At 47.6% G+C, this 17,194-nt stretch carries 15 protein-coding genes; 12 read left to right on the plus strand and 3 right to left on the minus strand.

The annotated features are described in order from the left end of the window. Window positions 1-45: 45 nt before the first annotated feature. Complete coding sequence (locus KTO58_RS23055; RefSeq protein WP_095837137.1) at window positions 46-576, plus strand: hypothetical protein; 531 nt, start codon at window positions 46-48, stop codon at window positions 574-576. 4 nt (window positions 577-580) lie between these two features. Here KTO58_RS23055 and KTO58_RS23060 read toward each other — a convergent pair whose 3' ends face one another. Next, on the minus strand, window positions 581-1,039 hold the full coding sequence (locus KTO58_RS23060; protein ID WP_095837136.1) for an SRPBCC family protein: 459 nt from the start codon (window positions 1,037-1,039) through the stop codon (window positions 581-583). Between the two features lie 108 nt (window positions 1,040-1,147). On the opposite strand from KTO58_RS23060, the gene KTO58_RS23065 reads away from it, so the two are divergent. From KTO58_RS23065 to KTO58_RS23110, 10 genes are all read left to right on the plus strand, one after another. Further along, window positions 1,148-1,561 carry a hypothetical protein gene (locus KTO58_RS23065; protein ID WP_095837135.1) on the plus strand — a complete coding sequence of 138 codons (414 nt, stop codon included), beginning with the start codon at window positions 1,148-1,150 and terminating at the stop codon, window positions 1,559-1,561. Between the two features lie 148 nt (window positions 1,562-1,709). Then, window positions 1,710-4,877, plus strand: a complete 3,168-nt coding sequence (locus tag KTO58_RS23070; RefSeq protein WP_095837134.1) for an ATP-dependent helicase — start codon at window positions 1,710-1,712, stop codon at window positions 4,875-4,877. A 96-nt stretch (window positions 4,878-4,973) separates the two neighbouring features. After that, window positions 4,974-6,422 (plus strand): Ig-like domain-containing protein, encoded by a 1,449-nt coding sequence (locus KTO58_RS23075; protein WP_095837133.1) that lies wholly within the window; start codon window positions 4,974-4,976, stop codon window positions 6,420-6,422. A 52-nt stretch (window positions 6,423-6,474) separates the two neighbouring features. Next, a complete protein-coding gene (recR, locus tag KTO58_RS23080) occupies window positions 6,475-7,092 on the plus strand; it encodes a recombination mediator RecR (protein WP_095837132.1) in 618 nt (205 codons plus the stop codon). A 998-nt stretch (window positions 7,093-8,090) separates the two neighbouring features. After that, entirely contained in the window at window positions 8,091-9,107 is a 1,017-nt protein-coding gene (locus KTO58_RS23085) for a homocysteine S-methyltransferase family protein (protein WP_095837130.1), read from the plus strand. 50 nt (window positions 9,108-9,157) lie between these two features. Further along, window positions 9,158-11,938, plus strand: a complete 2,781-nt coding sequence (metH, locus tag KTO58_RS23090; protein ID WP_095837129.1) for a methionine synthase — start codon at window positions 9,158-9,160, stop codon at window positions 11,936-11,938. A gap of 206 nt (window positions 11,939-12,144) precedes the next feature. After that, on the plus strand, window positions 12,145-12,906 hold the full coding sequence (locus tag KTO58_RS23095; protein WP_095837128.1) for an exodeoxyribonuclease III: 762 nt from the start codon (window positions 12,145-12,147) through the stop codon (window positions 12,904-12,906). A gap of 78 nt (window positions 12,907-12,984) precedes the next feature. After that, window positions 12,985-13,287, plus strand: a complete 303-nt coding sequence (locus KTO58_RS23100) for a DUF4286 family protein (RefSeq protein WP_095837127.1) — start codon at window positions 12,985-12,987, stop codon at window positions 13,285-13,287. A gap of 305 nt (window positions 13,288-13,592) precedes the next feature. Next, window positions 13,593-13,862, plus strand: coding sequence for an HU family DNA-binding protein (locus KTO58_RS23105; RefSeq protein ID WP_012788562.1), 270 nt, complete (start codon window positions 13,593-13,595; stop codon window positions 13,860-13,862). Window positions 13,863-14,060: 198 nt separating this feature from the next. Further along, complete coding sequence (locus KTO58_RS23110) at window positions 14,061-14,177, plus strand: 30S ribosomal protein THX (protein ID WP_095837126.1); 117 nt, start codon at window positions 14,061-14,063, stop codon at window positions 14,175-14,177. Window positions 14,178-14,281: 104 nt separating this feature from the next. On the opposite strand, the gene pdxH is transcribed toward KTO58_RS23110, so the two are convergent. Then, on the minus strand, window positions 14,282-14,929 hold the full coding sequence (pdxH, locus tag KTO58_RS23115) for a pyridoxamine 5'-phosphate oxidase (RefSeq protein ID WP_198315144.1): 648 nt from the start codon (window positions 14,927-14,929) through the stop codon (window positions 14,282-14,284). A 142-nt stretch (window positions 14,930-15,071) separates the two neighbouring features. On the opposite strand from pdxH, the gene KTO58_RS23120 reads away from it, so the two are divergent. After that, complete coding sequence (locus tag KTO58_RS23120) at window positions 15,072-16,208, plus strand: DUF3298 and DUF4163 domain-containing protein (protein WP_095837125.1); 1,137 nt, start codon at window positions 15,072-15,074, stop codon at window positions 16,206-16,208. An 85-nt stretch (window positions 16,209-16,293) separates the two neighbouring features. On the opposite strand, the gene pyrH is transcribed toward KTO58_RS23120, so the two are convergent. Next, window positions 16,294-17,007, minus strand: coding sequence for a UMP kinase (pyrH, locus tag KTO58_RS23125; protein ID WP_095837124.1), 714 nt, complete (start codon window positions 17,005-17,007; stop codon window positions 16,294-16,296). Window positions 17,008-17,194: the final 187 nt, after the last annotated feature.

Below are 17,194 nucleotides of genomic sequence, written 5' to 3' on the forward strand. Positions count from 1 at the left end.
GTAACAGTAACAGCTGTTATATTTGCGCTAAACCTAAACACTTTCATGAAACGCCTCCTCCCCTTCCTCGCCACCGCAATACTGGCAACAGCCTGCGGACAACAGCCAACTACCTCCTCAGATAAAAAGCCGGATACAGATACCCCCTCCGCGGCCCAACCACCGATTATCACCCAGCTGGCCGTAAAACCGGTAGATGGCTACTTCGTTAAAAACAATATCAAAGTCGCGGATAGCCTTACCTTCTGGATAATCGATAATCAGAAATCTTTCGATAGCCTATTTGCAACCGCCAAAACACTTAGCACTCCCATCACCACCCCTGATTTTGGTACGGAACTGGTCATCGCTGTTAGCATGCCCGTTACCAGCTACAGTACAACCATTCAATTGCAAAAAGCGGAGATCAACGACCAGAATAACACGGCGGACCTACACTTCACTGCAACCGCAGGTGCAAAAAACACCTATACCATCACCCCCCTCTGGATAGGCAGCGTAGCCAAAAGCGGACTAAAGACCCTCCACTTCTTCAATGGAGATCACTTGTCCAGAAGCAGTGATATCACACAATAAGCTCTCAGAGTAAAACAGCTGTCTGTTGTCGCCGGAATGTAAACAGCGACTCCAGCTGCCGTTGTACAAACACATAGTTGGCAAACCGGCCTAAAGGCCCGAAAGGTATCTGGTAGTGTACGATATCTTTCATCAGCACCCCCGATTCCACTTCCTGGAAATGATGCTGATGATGCCACATACGGTAAGGGCCATCCCGCTGCTCATCTACAAAGTATTCCATGTCACGTACATGCGTGATCTCCGTTACCCAACGCATAGGAATACCCAACACCGGCTGTAAGGTATACGTGATGATCTGTCCGGGATAAATGGATCGCCCCTGTGCAGGAGAGGTTACCGTAAATCGCATATACGGTGGTGTAATATGTGGCAGATTCTCCGGCCGGGAAAAGAAATCCCAGGCACGCCCCAGGCTTACCGGTAATACCTGTGTGTATTCTAATCTGTATGTCTTACTCATAAAATAAATGGCTTTCACAGCCTTATTAAAGATAACATGAACTAAAGGATTATCCGTACTTTCGCGGCAAAACCCTTACTGTATCAACAAAAACACCTGTTTGCACCAATGAGGCTACTTTTTGCAATCACCTGCCTGCTACCGCTTGTCATCAGTGGATGTGGCAATGCAGGCGACCACACCGGCACAATCGCTCAACAGGGCACCAAAGACAAACACCCGTCAATCCCTGTCGATTCTGCCAAAGCAGCAGCAGCCACCGCCGTACTACATGTAAAACTGATCGCCAGAGGAGAAGATCGCAGGTATATCTGGGATACCGTTCAGATCAACCAGGTGATACAAAATAAAACAGGCGTCTCCTTCGGCAAAACCCTCGCAGTAGCACACTATGCCTGGAAAAAAGGTATCCCTTCCTCCCCTTGCCTGATATACATCGTGCCGATGACTACCGCTGATAATACCGCTCCCGGGTGGATGCTGCTCAACGGACATGGCAAAGCCGCCGTCACCAGACCCTAATTGTTTTCGCCCGACCACATCGCTGCTGCAATAAAGCTGCCGGATCACCCACAAGTTTAGCGCCGATTTTTAGCGTATTTTTGTATGTTCTGCTATCCCTCCACCTCCCAGGTAAAGGGATACCGGATGTAAATCGTAAATATTCAGAATGTCGCGTGAATCACAACAATATCAGAGCCGTTTCAAAGATGTGTATGAAAAGCTGAATGCACAACAGCGGGAAGCAGTAGATAATACGGAAGGCCCGATCATGGTGATCGCTGGTCCCGGTACTGGTAAAACACAGATACTGGCATCACGCATCGGTAAGATCCTTCAGGACTCCGATTTCATGCCCCAGAACATATTGTGCCTCACCTACACCGATGCAGGCACCGTAGCCATGCGTAAACGGCTTACTGACTTCATAGGCCCCGATGCCTATCGGGTCAATATCCACACGTTCCACTCCTTCTGCAATGAGGTCATCCAGGATAATCTCGGTCTTTTTGAAAAGACATCCCTCGACCCCATATCAGAACTGGAAAAGATCCAATTATTAAAGAAACTGATCGATGGCTTCGGAAAAGACAACCCACTCAAAAGATACCGGGGTGACGTCTATTTCGATATGAAAAACCTGACCTCCCTCTTTTCCGCTATGAAACGGGAAGGCTGGACCGTCGCATACATAAAGGATTGTATCCGGGCTTATCTCGATAGCCTCCCCACCAGGGAAGAATATATCTGTAAACGGGCCACTAAAAATTTTAAGAAAGGAGATATCCGCACAGATAAAATTGAGATCGAACAGGAAAAAATGGCACGCCTGCAGGCCGCTGTAGAGCAGTTTGATGTATTCCAGTCACTGATGCACGCGGCCAATCGATACGACTTCGATGATATGATCAACTGGGTGATCAGGGCCTTTCAACAGCACCCTAACCTCCTGGCCGATTACAAAGAACGCTTTCAATACATCCTGGTAGATGAATACCAGGATACCAGCGGTACACAAAACCAGCTGATCCGCCTGCTGATAGATGGAGAAGAACTGCCCAATGTATTCGTAGTAGGAGACGACGATCAATCTATCTACCGTTTCCAGGGCGCCAACGTGGAAAACATGGAACAGTTCGCCAGTAGCTTCGTAGATACGCTCCGCACCATCGTACTCACACAGAACTACCGCTCGGTGCAGAATATCCTTGATATCTCCATGGCTCTCATCGACAATAATGGCAACTCCCGTCTGGTCAACCAGCTACCTGGCCTCAGCAAACAACTCAAAGCCAGCAATAGCCACCTGGTTCCTCTCGACATACCTCCGGCCATACATCGTTACGATACTCCCCGGGACGAAATGGCAGGCATTACACTCACTGTCGCCAAACTACTGGAACAAGGCGTGCCAGCCGGCAAGGTCGCTGTTATCTATCGCGAAAACCGGTATGGAGAAGAGCTGGCCCAATACTTCCGCCTGAAAGGATTGCCCTTTTATTCCAAACGGAATATCAACCTCTTCGAAGTCCCTTTCGCTCGTAAAGTACTCACCCTGATGCGATATGTCGCCTGCGAACTGGATACTCCCTACAGCGGCGATGACCTCCTGTTCAGCATCATGCACTACGACTTCTATAACATCCCTGGTATAGAAGCCGCTCGTATCAGCATCAAAGTAGCGGAAAAAGGTTACCAGGAAAAGACCTCCATCCGCCAATACCTGCAGGAATGGCAAACCACCCGCAACCTGTCATTATTTACCTCCGCTCCCGATGAAGCTCTCATCGCCCTCAGTAAAATGCTGGAAACCTGGATACGGGAAGCGCATAACCTCACCCTGCAACAGCTATTCGCCAGCATGATACAGGAAGGAGGTATTATGGCCCATATCATGGAGTCTCCAGAGAAAATATGGCTCATGAAAGTATTGCAGGCACTATTCGACTTCATCAAAGAAGAAACCCGCCGCAATCCTGATCTCAATATAACGGCCTTTATGGAAATGGTCGACCTGATGGAAAACAATAAAATTCCTATCCCCCTGGTACAGGTCTCCGGCAACGAAAAAGGCGTCAATCTCATCACCGCACATGGCTCCAAAGGACTGGAGTTTGAATATGTGTTCATGGCAGGTACCAACTCCCACGTGTGGGAGAAAAAACGGAAGAACAACAGCGGCTTTGTATTCCCGGATACCGTATTCTCCACACAGGCCACCTCTACGGACGAGCAGGAATTACGCCGCCTATTTTACGTAGCCATCACCCGGGCAGAAAAATACTTGTATATCAGCTACCCGGAACACAAACAGGATGGCAAACAGCTGGAACCAAGCATGTTCCTTACCGAAATAAGCGAACAGCATATACTGCCCAATGAAAAGATCACCCATTCGGAGGAGACCATGTTCGACTTCGAACTACTCAATTACTCGAAAAACCAGGCGCCCGAGATTGCCCGTATTGACCAGCTCTTCGTAGAAGCCATGCTGGGCAACTTCGTGATGAACGTGACCGCACTTAATAACTACCTCGACTGCCCCCTGGGCTTCTTCTATAAAAACCTGGTCCGCGTCCCTACCGGCCGTTCAGAGAACACAGAGTTCGGCTCTGCAGTACACTTCGCAGTAGAGAAACTGTTCCAGAAAATGCAGGAAGACCCCGCCAACGCCTTCCCTTCCAAAGAAGCATTCATCCGCGACTTTACCTGGAGCATGCTACGCAATCGCGAATGTTTTACCCGGGAATCCTTTGAACGTAGGATGGAATACGGAAAGGATATCCTCAATAGCTACTACGATACCTATATCCACAGCTGGAATAAGATCGTCAGCGTAGAAAGGAACATCCGTAATGTGATCATCAAAGGAGTACCGATCAAAGGCAAGGTGGATAAACTGGAATTTGAAGGTAGCCAGGTCAACGTAGTAGATTATAAGACGGGCGACTACGAAAAGGCAATCAAAGACTACCGCAAATTCGACCGCCCAAATGAACGCCACCCCCATGGAGGCGACTATTGGCGGCAAGCCGTGTTCTATAAAATATTGCTGGACAATTACAAACAACGGAACTGGCAGGTCGTAAGTACAGAATTCGACTTTATAGAACCCAATAAACAAAAGCTATATCACAAAGAGAAAGTAGTTATCACCCCGGAAGACATGACCACCGTTACGGAACAGATCGTAGATACCTGGGAACGCATCCAGCGATATGATTTCTATACCGGCTGCGGCAAAGAAGACTGCCCCTGGTGTAACTTCGTGAAGGATAATAAGCTGCATATCGCCCTGCACGACCTCGAAGACGAAGAACCGGAAGCCCGGTTTTGATCTTTCCAAAAGAATTGATGGCTGCCATGCAGGGAATAGATAATTTTGAGCGCCATTTTCCATTTTTTTCTGGAAATTGGCTTTTAATAACATCACATGACACAACTTTTCCGGTATTGGGCCTGCGGACTAATATTTATAGCGTCCTGTTTTTTCTCTAACTGTGCCAATATAGTACCTCCGGGCGGTGGGCCCAGGGATACCATCCCACCTGTACTGGTGGATGTCTATCCCCTCGATTCATCCCTGCACTTCAAAAGCAAAAAAGTAACCTTCCACTTCAATGAATACGTGGAACTAGACAATATCATCGATAAAATGATCGTATCCCCTACCCTCAAACGGACACCCAACGTGGTTGCCAAACTGAGGACCATCACCATGGAAATAAAGGATACCCTCGAAGCCAATACCACCTACACCTTCCACTTTGCCGATGCCGTAAAGGATGTTAACGAACGTAACCCGATCGAAGACTTTCAATACGTAGTATCAACAGGCGATTACCTCGACTCCTTGAATATCAGTGGTAAACTCGTCGTGGCAGAAACCGGCAAAGTAGATAGCAACGTAGCCGTAATGCTCTATCGCCACACCATGGACTCCGTAGTATCCAAGGAAAAACCCGTCTACTATGCCAAGTCCAAAGGAGATGGCAGCTACCGATTCAAAAATCTGGCCCCCGGTACCTATAAACTATTCGCATTGAAAGAAGAAGACCGGGACCTCCAATACACACAACCCACCGAATTGATCGGTTTCGCAGACAGCCTTATCCATCTGAGTACACAAAATCTCAAAGACGTAGACCTGCTGCTGTTTGCCGAAGCAGATACCACCCTAATCAAAAAACCAGACGAAAACGCAGCTGAAGCAGAGCCGGAAAAAAAAGATAAAGACAAAAAGAAACCCAGGCTATACGTTTCCGCCGCACTCGAAGGAGGACAACAGGAACTGACAGGCCCCCTGTTAATGACATTCACCATCCCGATAAAATCCCTCGACAGTACCCAAATGGAACTGACAGAGGATACCTTGTTTACTCCCGTCCCTTTCACCCACTCCTTCGACTCTACCCGCACCAAACTCTCCATCTTCTATAAATGGAAAGAAGGTACACCCTACCGGCTCATTACCGCGAAAACAGCACCTACCGATACACTTGATCAGCAACTGACGAAAGCAGATACGACCGCATTTATCTCCAAAAAGAGGAATGACTATGGTAAGATCCAGATCTCCCTTACCATCAGCGATAGTACCAAAAATGCAAACCACTCCGATAGCTTGAAATACATCGTTCAGCTGGTAAAGGATAAAGAGATCAAATATACCGGCGATGTCAGTAAAGGAATCTGGAAACAGGAATTGCTCCAACCGGGAGAATATGAAATACGCCTCCTGATTGATGAGAACGGCAATGGTAAATGGGACCGGGGCGTATACTACGGCTCGCCTAAAAAACAACCCGAACGGGTAGTCAGTTACCCTAATAAGATAAATCTGAAAGCCAACTGGGGCGTCAACGAAAAAATCGCCATATAGTGATCCCAGGGCAAAATGCGGGCTTTTTCCGCTGTATGACTAACTTTGTATCATGATCTTTTCTTCTGCACTGATCGAAAATGCGGTTAATGAATTTTCCAGGTTACCAGGGATCGGTAAAAAAACGGCCCTGCGCCTTGTTTTGCACCTGCTAAAGCAAGACCCGGGACAAGTACAGCAATTCAGTGACGCCATCTCCCGCATGCGGCAACAGATCAAGTTCTGCCGCCAATGTCATAATGTAGCCGACGAAGAGATATGTACCATCTGCGCCAGCCATACCCGTAATAAATCTGTGGTATGTGTAGTCGAAAGCATCCGGGATGTAATGGCCATCGAAAATACCCAGCAGTATAACGGCCTTTACCATATTCTCGGAGGGATCATCTCCCCTATCGATGGCATCGGCCCGGATCAACTTAATATTCATAGCTTGGTAGAACGGGTCGCCCAGCAGGGAATAGAAGAGATTATCATGGCTGTCAGTCCCACCATCGAAGGAGATACCACCATATATTACCTGTCCAAAAAGTTAAAAGAATACCCGGTGAAGATCACCACGATCGCCCGTGGCATCGCCTTCGGAGGAGAACTGGAATATGCAGACGAAATGACCCTCGCCCGTTCCATTTCTAATAGATTACCATTAGAAAGTTACGTGCAGAAGTAATATATTTATAGGCACAAAAAAATACGGGTGCTCAAAAGCACCCGTGTGTGTTTAACCTGTAATTCCACGTTATGAAAAAAGATTACTTCGAATCTCTTGAATTATATCTGTCCCTGCCTTCCGTTTGACTTCCGGCAGCTTTATTAACTGATTGTTCCTCACGCAGCCTTTGCCATTGCTGCATCTCATACTTGTTCAAAAAGCAAACTTTAAATACCTCGGACTCAGCTCCCTCCACAGGTACCTGGTATAAACCCAGCTGCGCCAAGTGCCGCTGTAAGCTATTGATATGCTCAGAAATCGTCATAAAAGATTGGTTTGAATACTACACGTAAATAAGCAGGAGAATTGGTGGAAGCTCATTAACAACAGTACGTACAACACGACTCACAGCAGGTGGAGGCTGCGTGCAACGCGCGTGGCGTTTTAGAGGGCTTTATGAAAGACTGTTTTTGCATATCATGTAGTATAATGGGTGGCTACCGTAGCGCCTTACCGCCTTATTACCCTACAAATATAGTAGGAAATATAGACTAACAAAAAATATTTTTCTCCCTTACTGCTGAAATCTTGCAAAAACACCGTTCAAATGCAGGCTACTATTGAATTTAAAAAAATTATTATTAAATCAATTCTCCCCTACCTTAGCCTCTCTCCTCTAATACAAGCACAGCCCCCCGGGCCTCTTCGTCAGTGGAATAACTCTTCGATCCGGCATACTTTTCGTGGCCTCACAATTGATTAATAATTAATGGATTAGTAGCCTCCTGTATAATTCACGTCCACCTTTCCTGTATCATTCCTATAGTATACCTATAATTAACCTGGCCTTATCACCTGATCCGGCCCTCTCACGGTACTCCATCAGCCCTCCTCCCCGGTACCAATAAATGCTTAATTGATTTGGACTTTAGTTATCTTTGCAGGGTTCCCGCGGGTGGATTTGTTTATTGTTCGACCCAAAGGCTTTTTAAACCGTAACTAATAAACATCACAAGATGAAAACATTAGCCCAATGCGCTACTGAGCGCATTTTGATCATTGACGGTGCCATGGGCACCATGATACAACGTTACAAACTGGAAGAAGAAGATTACCGTGGCGATCGCTTCAAAGATCACCACAGTGATGTAAAAGGTAACAATGACCTCCTTTGCCTTACACAGCCGCAGATCGTAGAAGCCATACATCGTGAATACCTGGAAGCTGGGGCGGATATTATCGAAACCAATACTTTCAGCAGCACATCTATCGCCCAGGCAGATTATGACATGCAACACCTGGCCTATGAGCTCAACGTCGCTGCCGCGCAGATCGCCAAAAAAGCGACTACAGATTATACCAGCCGCAACCCGGACAAACCCCGTTTTGTAGCAGGCGCTATCGGCCCACTCAATAAAACCCTGTCACTTTCTCCTGATGTAAATAACCCCGGCTTCAGGTCCGTTACCTTCGACGAAGTGGTAGAAGCCTATTATGAACAGATCAAAGGGCTATATGACGGCGGTGCTGATATCCTGCTGATTGAGACTATTTTCGATACCCTCAACTGTAAGGCAGCTATTTATGCCATCAAGAAATTCTTCAGTGATACCCATACCCCTCAGCTCCCGATCATGATCTCCGGTACTATTACCGATGCTTCAGGCCGGACCCTCAGTGGCCAGACACTGGAAGCCTTCTATATATCCGTCATGCATGCCAAACCCTTCTCCATAGGTCTTAACTGTGCCCTTGGTGGAGAACAGATGCGTCCGCACGTGGAAGAGCTCTCCCGCATCGCAAGCTGCTATGTAAGCTGCTATCCGAACGCCGGCTTACCGAATGCCTTCGGGGAATATGACGAAGAACCGGAAGACACCGCCCATATCATCGAAGACTTCGCCAAAGAAGGATTTGTTAATATTGTGGGCGGATGCTGCGGAACCACCCCTGATCACATCAGGCATATCGCACAACATGTTAGTTCACTGTCACCTCGCCCACTGCCTATCTTAGCTGAGGCCGTGGTGTAATAACCGTCACATATTTTCCTGATCTCTTTCAAAGTAAGCCAAGTTACAACATGGATTATACTATCACTTCCGACCATACGACAGAAGATATCTCCCCATTGTCCCCCGATACTACCTCTGCCACCCCACTGGTCATTCGCCCCTTCCTGCGCCTCAGCGGCCTGGAGCCACTGGTCGTAAGACCCGAAACCAACTTTATCAACGTCGGCGAACGTACCAACGTTACCGGCTCTAAAAAATTCGCCCGGCTCATCCGGGAAGGACAATACGAAGAAGCACTCTCCGTAGCCCGCCAACAGGTGGAAAACGGCGCCCAGGTACTCGATGTGAACATGGACGACGCCCTCCTCGATGGCGAAAAAGCCATGAACACCTTCCTCAACCTGCTGGCATCCGAACCCGATATATCCCGGATCCCCGTCATGATCGACTCCAGTAAGTTCAGCATCATCGAAGCAGGGCTGAAATGTATCCAGGGTAAATGTATCGTCAACTCCATCAGCTTAAAAGAAGGAGAAGCCAAGTTCATCGAGCAGGCAGAGATATGCCAGCGCTATGGCGCCGCCGTGGTGATCATGGCATTCGATGAATATGGCCAGGCAGACACCCTGGAAAAAAAGGTCAACTTCAGCCACCGCGCTTATAAAATACTCACAGAACAAGTCGGATATGACCCCCAGGATATCATATTCGACCCCAACATATTCGCGATCGCCACCGGTATCGAAGAGCATAATAACTATGCCGTTGAATTCATCGAAGCGACCCGCCAGATCAAACAACTCATGCCCCTTACCAAAGTAAGTGGCGGGGTAAGTAACATATCCTTCTCTTTCCGTGGAAACGACACCGTGAGAGACGCCATGCACTCCGTATTCCTTTACCATGCCATCAAAGCCGGCATGGATATGGGTATCGTAAATGCCGGTATGATCCAGATCTACGACGAGATCGAACCACAGCTGAGAGAACTCTGTGAAGATGCTATCCTCAACCGACGGGAAGACGCCACCGAACGACTTATCGCCTTTGCCGAAACCGTAAAGGCCAAAGGCAAAGTGATAGAAAAAGACGAGACCTGGCGGCAAGGTACCATCGAAGAACGCCTTAGTCACGCCCTAGTCAACGGGATCACCGAATATATAGAAGCAGATACAGAAGAAGCCCGTCTCAAATACAATAAACCGCTGGAAGTGATCGAAGGCCCCCTGATGGAGGGAATGAACATCGTCGGAGACCTCTTCGGCAGCGGTAAAATGTTCCTCCCCCAGGTAGTAAAAAGCGCCCGCGTAATGAAAAAATCGGTGGCGGTGCTCACTCCCTTTATAGAAGAGGAGAAAAAACGCATGGTAGAGGAGAACGGCGGAGAAATCAAATCCGCTGGTAAAATACTACTTGCCACCGTAAAAGGCGACGTACACGACATCGGTAAGAACATCGTAGGCGTAGTACTCGGCTGTAATGGCTACGACATCATCGATATGGGCGTAATGGTACCTGCCGAAAAGATACTGCAGACCGCCAAAGCAGAAAATGTTGATATCATCGGACTAAGTGGCCTGATCACCCCTAGCCTCGATGAAATGGTGCATATCGCCCGCGAACTCAAACGTCAGCAGTTTGATATACCCCTCCTGATCGGCGGCGCTACTACCTCTAGGACACACACCGCAGTAAAGATCGCACCTGAATACGGCCATGGCGTAGTACACGTACTCGACGCCTCTCGTAGCGTAACCGTTACTGGCAGTCTGCTCAATAAAGCCCTGAAAAAGAACTTCCTCACCGAAGTACAGGAAGAATACCAACGGCTCAATGAAGCATTCCGCAACAAAAAACCAACCAAACAATACCTCACCTACGAACAGTCCACCAAACTAAAGGCCAATATCGACTGGAACAAATTCCAGCCGGTAACGCCCCGCAACATAGGTGTACAGACCTTCTCTTCCTACGATCTGGGAGAGATCGCCGAATATATCGACTGGCAACCCTTCTTCATCGCCTGGGAACTGCACGGTAAATTCCCGCAGATCCTCTCTGACGAAGTAGTAGGTAAAGAGGCCACCAAACTATATGAAGATGCCTGCATAATGCTACGGCAGCTCATAGATGGCAAATGGCTCACCGCCAATGCCGTGATCGGAATATTCCCCGCCAACACAACCGGACCCGATACCGTACAGGTAACGCCAGCCCATCCGGAAATAGCGGCACAGACATTGGAATTCCTGCGCCAACAGGTTAAAAAAGCGCCGGGACAACCCAACTTCAGCCTTGCCGACTTCATCGCACCAAAAGAAACCGGTAAACAGGACTATATCGGTGGTTTCGCCGTTACTACCGGTATAGGTATCGAAAAGTGGCTGGAGAAGTTCGAAAAGGAACACGACGACTACAGTAGTATCATGCTGAAAGCGCTCGCCGATCGTCTGGCAGAAGCCTTCGCAGAGCTGATGCACAAACGGGTCCGCATGGAATTCTGGGGGTACGCCAGCGAAGAACATCTCAGCAATGATGAACTGATCAAAGAAGCATACGAAGGTATACGCCCGGCCCCCGGCTATCCCGCCTGCCCGGAACATACCGAAAAATACAAACTATTCGACCTGCTCGATGCCACCAACAACACCGGCATCACCCTCACCGAATCCCTGGCTATGTACCCCGCATCCAGCGTAAGCGGATGGTACTTTGCCAACCCCGAAGCCAAATACTTCGGTATCGGCAAGATCGAAAAAGACCAGGTGGAAGACTACGCCCGCCGCAAAAACTGGCCCGTGGAAGAAGCCGAAAAATGGCTCCGCCCCAACCTGGAATATGATGTGTGATCCATCTCCGGCCATAACAGCCGGTACCTTATAATAACAACCGCCCTGGTCCCACCGGCTACATCCGGCAGCACCAGGGCGTCCTTTTTTGCCGCCTACTGCCCCTTTCACATAGAGCAGGAATTATCCTTACCTTAGCAATATAAACTACCATCCCGGGGCTATGCACCGCAACCGCTGCTGCCGCCCGTCATAACGCTTCATTTATGAGAATTGTATCTTACAATGTGAATGGTCTCCGCTCGGCCATGACGAAAGGTTTTACCGAATGGCTGCAAACAGATCCCGCAGATATCATCTGCCTGCAGGAAATAAAAGCACAACAGGAAAATGTAGACTTCCAGCAATTCGACAAATTAGGCTACCTGCACTACTGGTACCCCGCCCAGAAAAAGGGCTACAGCGGTGTAGCAGTGTTGACCCGTATCAAACCCGACTTCGTTCAATATGGTAATGGCTTCATGCAAAGCGATGCGGAAGGCCGCGTTATACGCCTCGATTTCGGCGATATCACGCTGATCAATACCTACATCCCCTCCGGCACCAGCGGAGACGACAGGCAAACCTATAAATACCAATGGCTGGATGAGTTCTTTGGATACCTGGCCGAACTACGCAAAACCAGACCCAATCTCATCGTTTGCGGAGACTATAACATCTGCCACAAACCCATCGATATCCACGATCCTGTCGGTAATAAGAACTCCACCGGCTTCCTCCCCGAAGAGAGAGCCTGGATGGATAAACTCTTCGAAAACGGCTTTATCGACACCTTCCGCCGATATAATCCCGAACCACACCAGTACAGCTGGTGGAGCTTCCGGGCCAATGCCAGGAACAATAATAAAGGCTGGCGCATCGACTATATCAACGTCACCGAACCCCTGTCCGAACGTCTTAAAGGCGCCCAGATATGGCAACAGGTGAAACACTCTGATCACTGTCCCGTATACCTCGAATTGGTATAATCTACCTACTTTCCTGACAATATTTTTATACAACGAAAGCCCTGCCATCACCATAGCAGGGCTTTCTAACAGCATATTATGATCATCTACAACATCACCATAAAAGTCACGCACAACATCCATACAGATTGGCTGCGATGGATTAAGGAAGTACACATCCCTGAAATACTCGACACTGGCCTGTTTCACGACTATCGTATGTGCCGCCTGCTCGAACAGGACGACACCGATGGCCCTACTTACACCGTCCAATACGTTACAGATAGCCTCGAAAACTATCAAACCTACATCCGGGAGCATGCTCCATACTTCCGTCAAAAGACGATAGACCTGTTCGGAGACCAGTTTGTAGCGTTTAGAACCGTTATGCAGGTCGTTTAATGACCCAAACTTATCCACAGGAAATCCACTGTTTTCAAGGGATTGGCAGTTTGGTACAATACTTGACCTATTGTGCCGTTTATAGTTCGAAAGGCCTCAAACATAATACTGACGGGGATTTATGAAATCCAACGATAGTTTCATATGCTCACCCGCCAACCCGGCAATCTGCTGTAACCGTTATCTGTAGCCTTTTTCAGCCGATAAAAAATTCCTTAAAAAATTGTTGAAAAATTTGGTAATCTGATAAAACGCGCTATATTTGCTCACATCAAACATTTTTCACTAGTTAAATCTTACTAACTATGAACAAAGCCGAATTAATCGACAAGCTGGCTAAAGATGCCGGTATCACTAAAACCCAAGCTAACGAAGCTCTGGATTCTTTTACTAAAGCTGTTGCTGATACCCTGAAGAAAGGTGGTAAAGTAACACTGGTAGGTTTCGGTACTTTCTCTGTATCTAAACGTGCTGCTCGTAACGGTAGAAATCCTCAGACTGGCCAGATCATCAAGATCAAAGCTAAGAAAGTTGCTAAGTTCAAAGCTGGTAAAGCTTTATCTGACAAGCTCTAATCAGTTAGTTAGCACAACTTATTCAAGCAAGGAACAGGTATGTTTCTTGCTTTTTTGTTGCTATTACTTATACACCCTCCGGGAATCGCTGCATACAAATGATCATAAAATTCATTAATTTGCGCGCAAAACGCAGCTGGTAGCCCACCTGATAGGCCCGCTGTAATTTATAAACAAACAAACTTCAATCAATTTGTTATGGGTAGAGGTGATATCAAAACCAAAAAAGGTAAGATCTCCAATGGCTCTTTTGGCAAAGCCAGATCTTCTAAAACCAGGAAGAACACTGCCGCTAAAGCTGCACCAAAAGCTTAAGGCAAACTAAAATGCAAAATGTAAAATTCTAAATGCCGGACCGTACGGAATCAATAACCGTCATCACAACCATTTAAAGTATTACATTTTGCATTTACCCTTCCTCAAGGAGCCAGCCGCACTATCTGCCAGCTGCCCGCCAATCCGGGAGTATATTGTATACGGTCATGCAAACGACTGCTACGCCCCTGCCAGAATTCTATCAGCAAAGGCTTCACCTGATAGCCTCCCCAATAAACTGGTCGCTCCGGTGCCTCCGACACATAACGTTCCGCTACTTTACTGACCATTTCCTCCAGGATAGCCCGGTCCGCAATCACACGGCTCTGAGGTGATGCAATTGCACCAATACGACTTCCCAATGGCCGGGAATCGTAATACTCATCACTCATCTCTGCAGACACCTTACTAACGACACCGTCTATACGTACTTGCCGTTGTAATTCCCGCCAGAAGAACAATAACGATACCTGCGGATTCGCATCCATCTCCTGCCCTTTACGGCTCTCGTAATTACTGAAGAATACAAACCCATTCTCATCAAAACTCTTTAATAATACAATACGGGCCGTAGGTTTCCCTTCCACAGTACTGGTAGCCAGCGTCATCGCATTCGCTTCATCCACTTCCCCATGTAACGCCTCCTGCCACCATTTATCAAATTGCCTGAAAGGATCCTTATCCACATCCTGCTCACTCAGAGCAGCCAGTTGATAGTCCTTACGCAGGTCTGCAATACTTCTATTCAGCATGTTCCAGTTATTTGAGCTACAAATTTATTAAGGATTACCGACTCGTCACCATGATTTTAGTCAGCCGCCGGCATCGACAAAGACACATTTCATATGCAGCAGTATCTTACATTTGTAAGGAAGTATACACTAAACGAATACTATGAAACAGCTGTTATTAAGTGGCTTCATCTCAGCCAGCCTCTGCTTCGGATGCGGCAACAGTAAGAAAGGCCAGCCCGCAGACCAGCAGTCAGATAGTACGGCAACCGCAGCTACTGATCAGGATCTTTCCGCCACACCCTATTTTTACGTACAATTAAAGGGTACATTGGCCGGACAGGCACTCACCATGCACCTGCTGAAAAATGGACCTAATATATTCAGAGGATACTATAGCTACGAAAAAATAGGAGAACCAATAGATATATGGGGTAGCATCGATTCCAGCAAACACCTCGTACTCTTCGAAAATACGCGCTCCGAAGAAGAGATCACCTTCAACGGCACCTTGGATAATGACGGCACCTTTAAAGGCACCTGGCGCGGAGAAGGCACCTCTTATCCATTTACCCTGAAGCGCGACTTTAGCAACGCCGTACGCTTTGATGTATACTTTAGCAGCGATTCCGTCGAACTAAAACCAGGATTGAAAGGTTCTGCCAAAGGCCAGGTCAGCAACGCCATTATCTGGCCGGCCACCAATACAGACGAAAAGGTAGCCGCATTCATCCGTCAGCAGCTCATAGGCAACGCCAAAGCCACCTCCCCGCAACAATTACTGAAAGACCAGGTACACGACTTCCTGACTGATTATCAGGGCAACATCATCACCGCCGACAGTAGTAATATTGACGACGATTTCACCGCAGCTACATGGAACTGGTCTGACGAAGGCGACGTAAAGGTGGTATGGAACAAATTTCCGCTGCTGGTGATAGAACGGTATGGTTACTCCTACACCGGCGGTGCTCATGGCAACGGCGGTAGCACATACACCACATTGGACCTGGACAAAAAGAAGGTACTGAAGATAACTGATATCTTTAAACCTGGCTACCAGCATCCGATAGAAGACCTCCTGGCTACCGCATTCCGCGAAAAATACAAAATGGCCCCCACAGATCCGCTCAACAGCATGCTACTGGTAGATACCATTCCTGTCTCCGATAACTTCTATATGACAGACAAAGGAGTCGGTTTCAGCTATACCGCCTACGAGATCGGTCCCTATGCCATGGGACAGGTCACCCTTTTCCTCCCCTTCACCAGGATACGTCAATACATGAAAGAGCCATAATCAGGACTTCCTTCTCCGGTATAATTGATAAGGCCCTGTACGGTAGCGTACAGGGCCTTATCAATTATATGCAATGAGTTAATTATCAGCCTTTTACAAGTGTACCTACATTCTTTCCCATGATCACCTGGAACAGGTTCCCCGGCTTATTCATATCAAAAACGATAATGGGTAATTTGTTCTCCTGGCAAAGTGTGAATGCAGTCATATCCATCACATTCAATGATTTCTGGTATACCTCAGAGAAAGTGATGGTCTCAAAACGGGTAGCAGTACTATCCTTCTCAGGATCTGCAGTATAAATACCATCTACACGGGTACCCTTCAGGATCACATCTGCCTGTATCTCGATAGCACGCAGAGAAGCAGCAGTATCGGTCGTAAAGTAAGGGTTGCCCGTACCGGCGCCAAATATTACCACACGACCTTTCTCCAGGTGACGGATCGCGCGGCGGCGGATATAAGGTTCTGCGATCTGCTCCATTTTAATAGCAGATTGCAAACGGGTGTATAAGCCTACTTTCTCCAGTCCGCTTTGCATCGCCATCCCGTTGATCACAGTGGCAAGCATCCCCATATAGTCTCCCTGTGCGCGTTCGATACCGGTTTCAGCCTCATTCATGCCCCGGTAGATGTTTCCACCTCCGATAACAATTGCAACCTGAACACCCAAATCCGTGATCGCTTTAATGTCATACGCATACTGAGAAATCACTTTATGATCTATACCATAATTTCCTTCGCCCATAAGGGACTCTCCGCTCAGTTTGAGCAAAATACGCTTATACTTTGGCAACATGACTCTTAATAATGTTTTGTTGTATTTGCTAATGTAGTTACGGTCTTCTAATATACGAATTTTGCTGTATGCCGGCTATTTCGCCAGAAGCGCTGCAAATATAGCATGATTCCCTGTTGTTTCCCACCACCTGCACCTGCCAACGGCAAGGCGCAAAAAAAAGGAGAGTATCTTTCGATCTCTCCTT

The sequence above is a fragment of the Chitinophaga pendula genome (assembly GCF_020386615.1).
Classification (GTDB): Bacteria; Bacteroidota; Bacteroidia; order Chitinophagales; family Chitinophagaceae; genus Chitinophaga; species Chitinophaga pendula.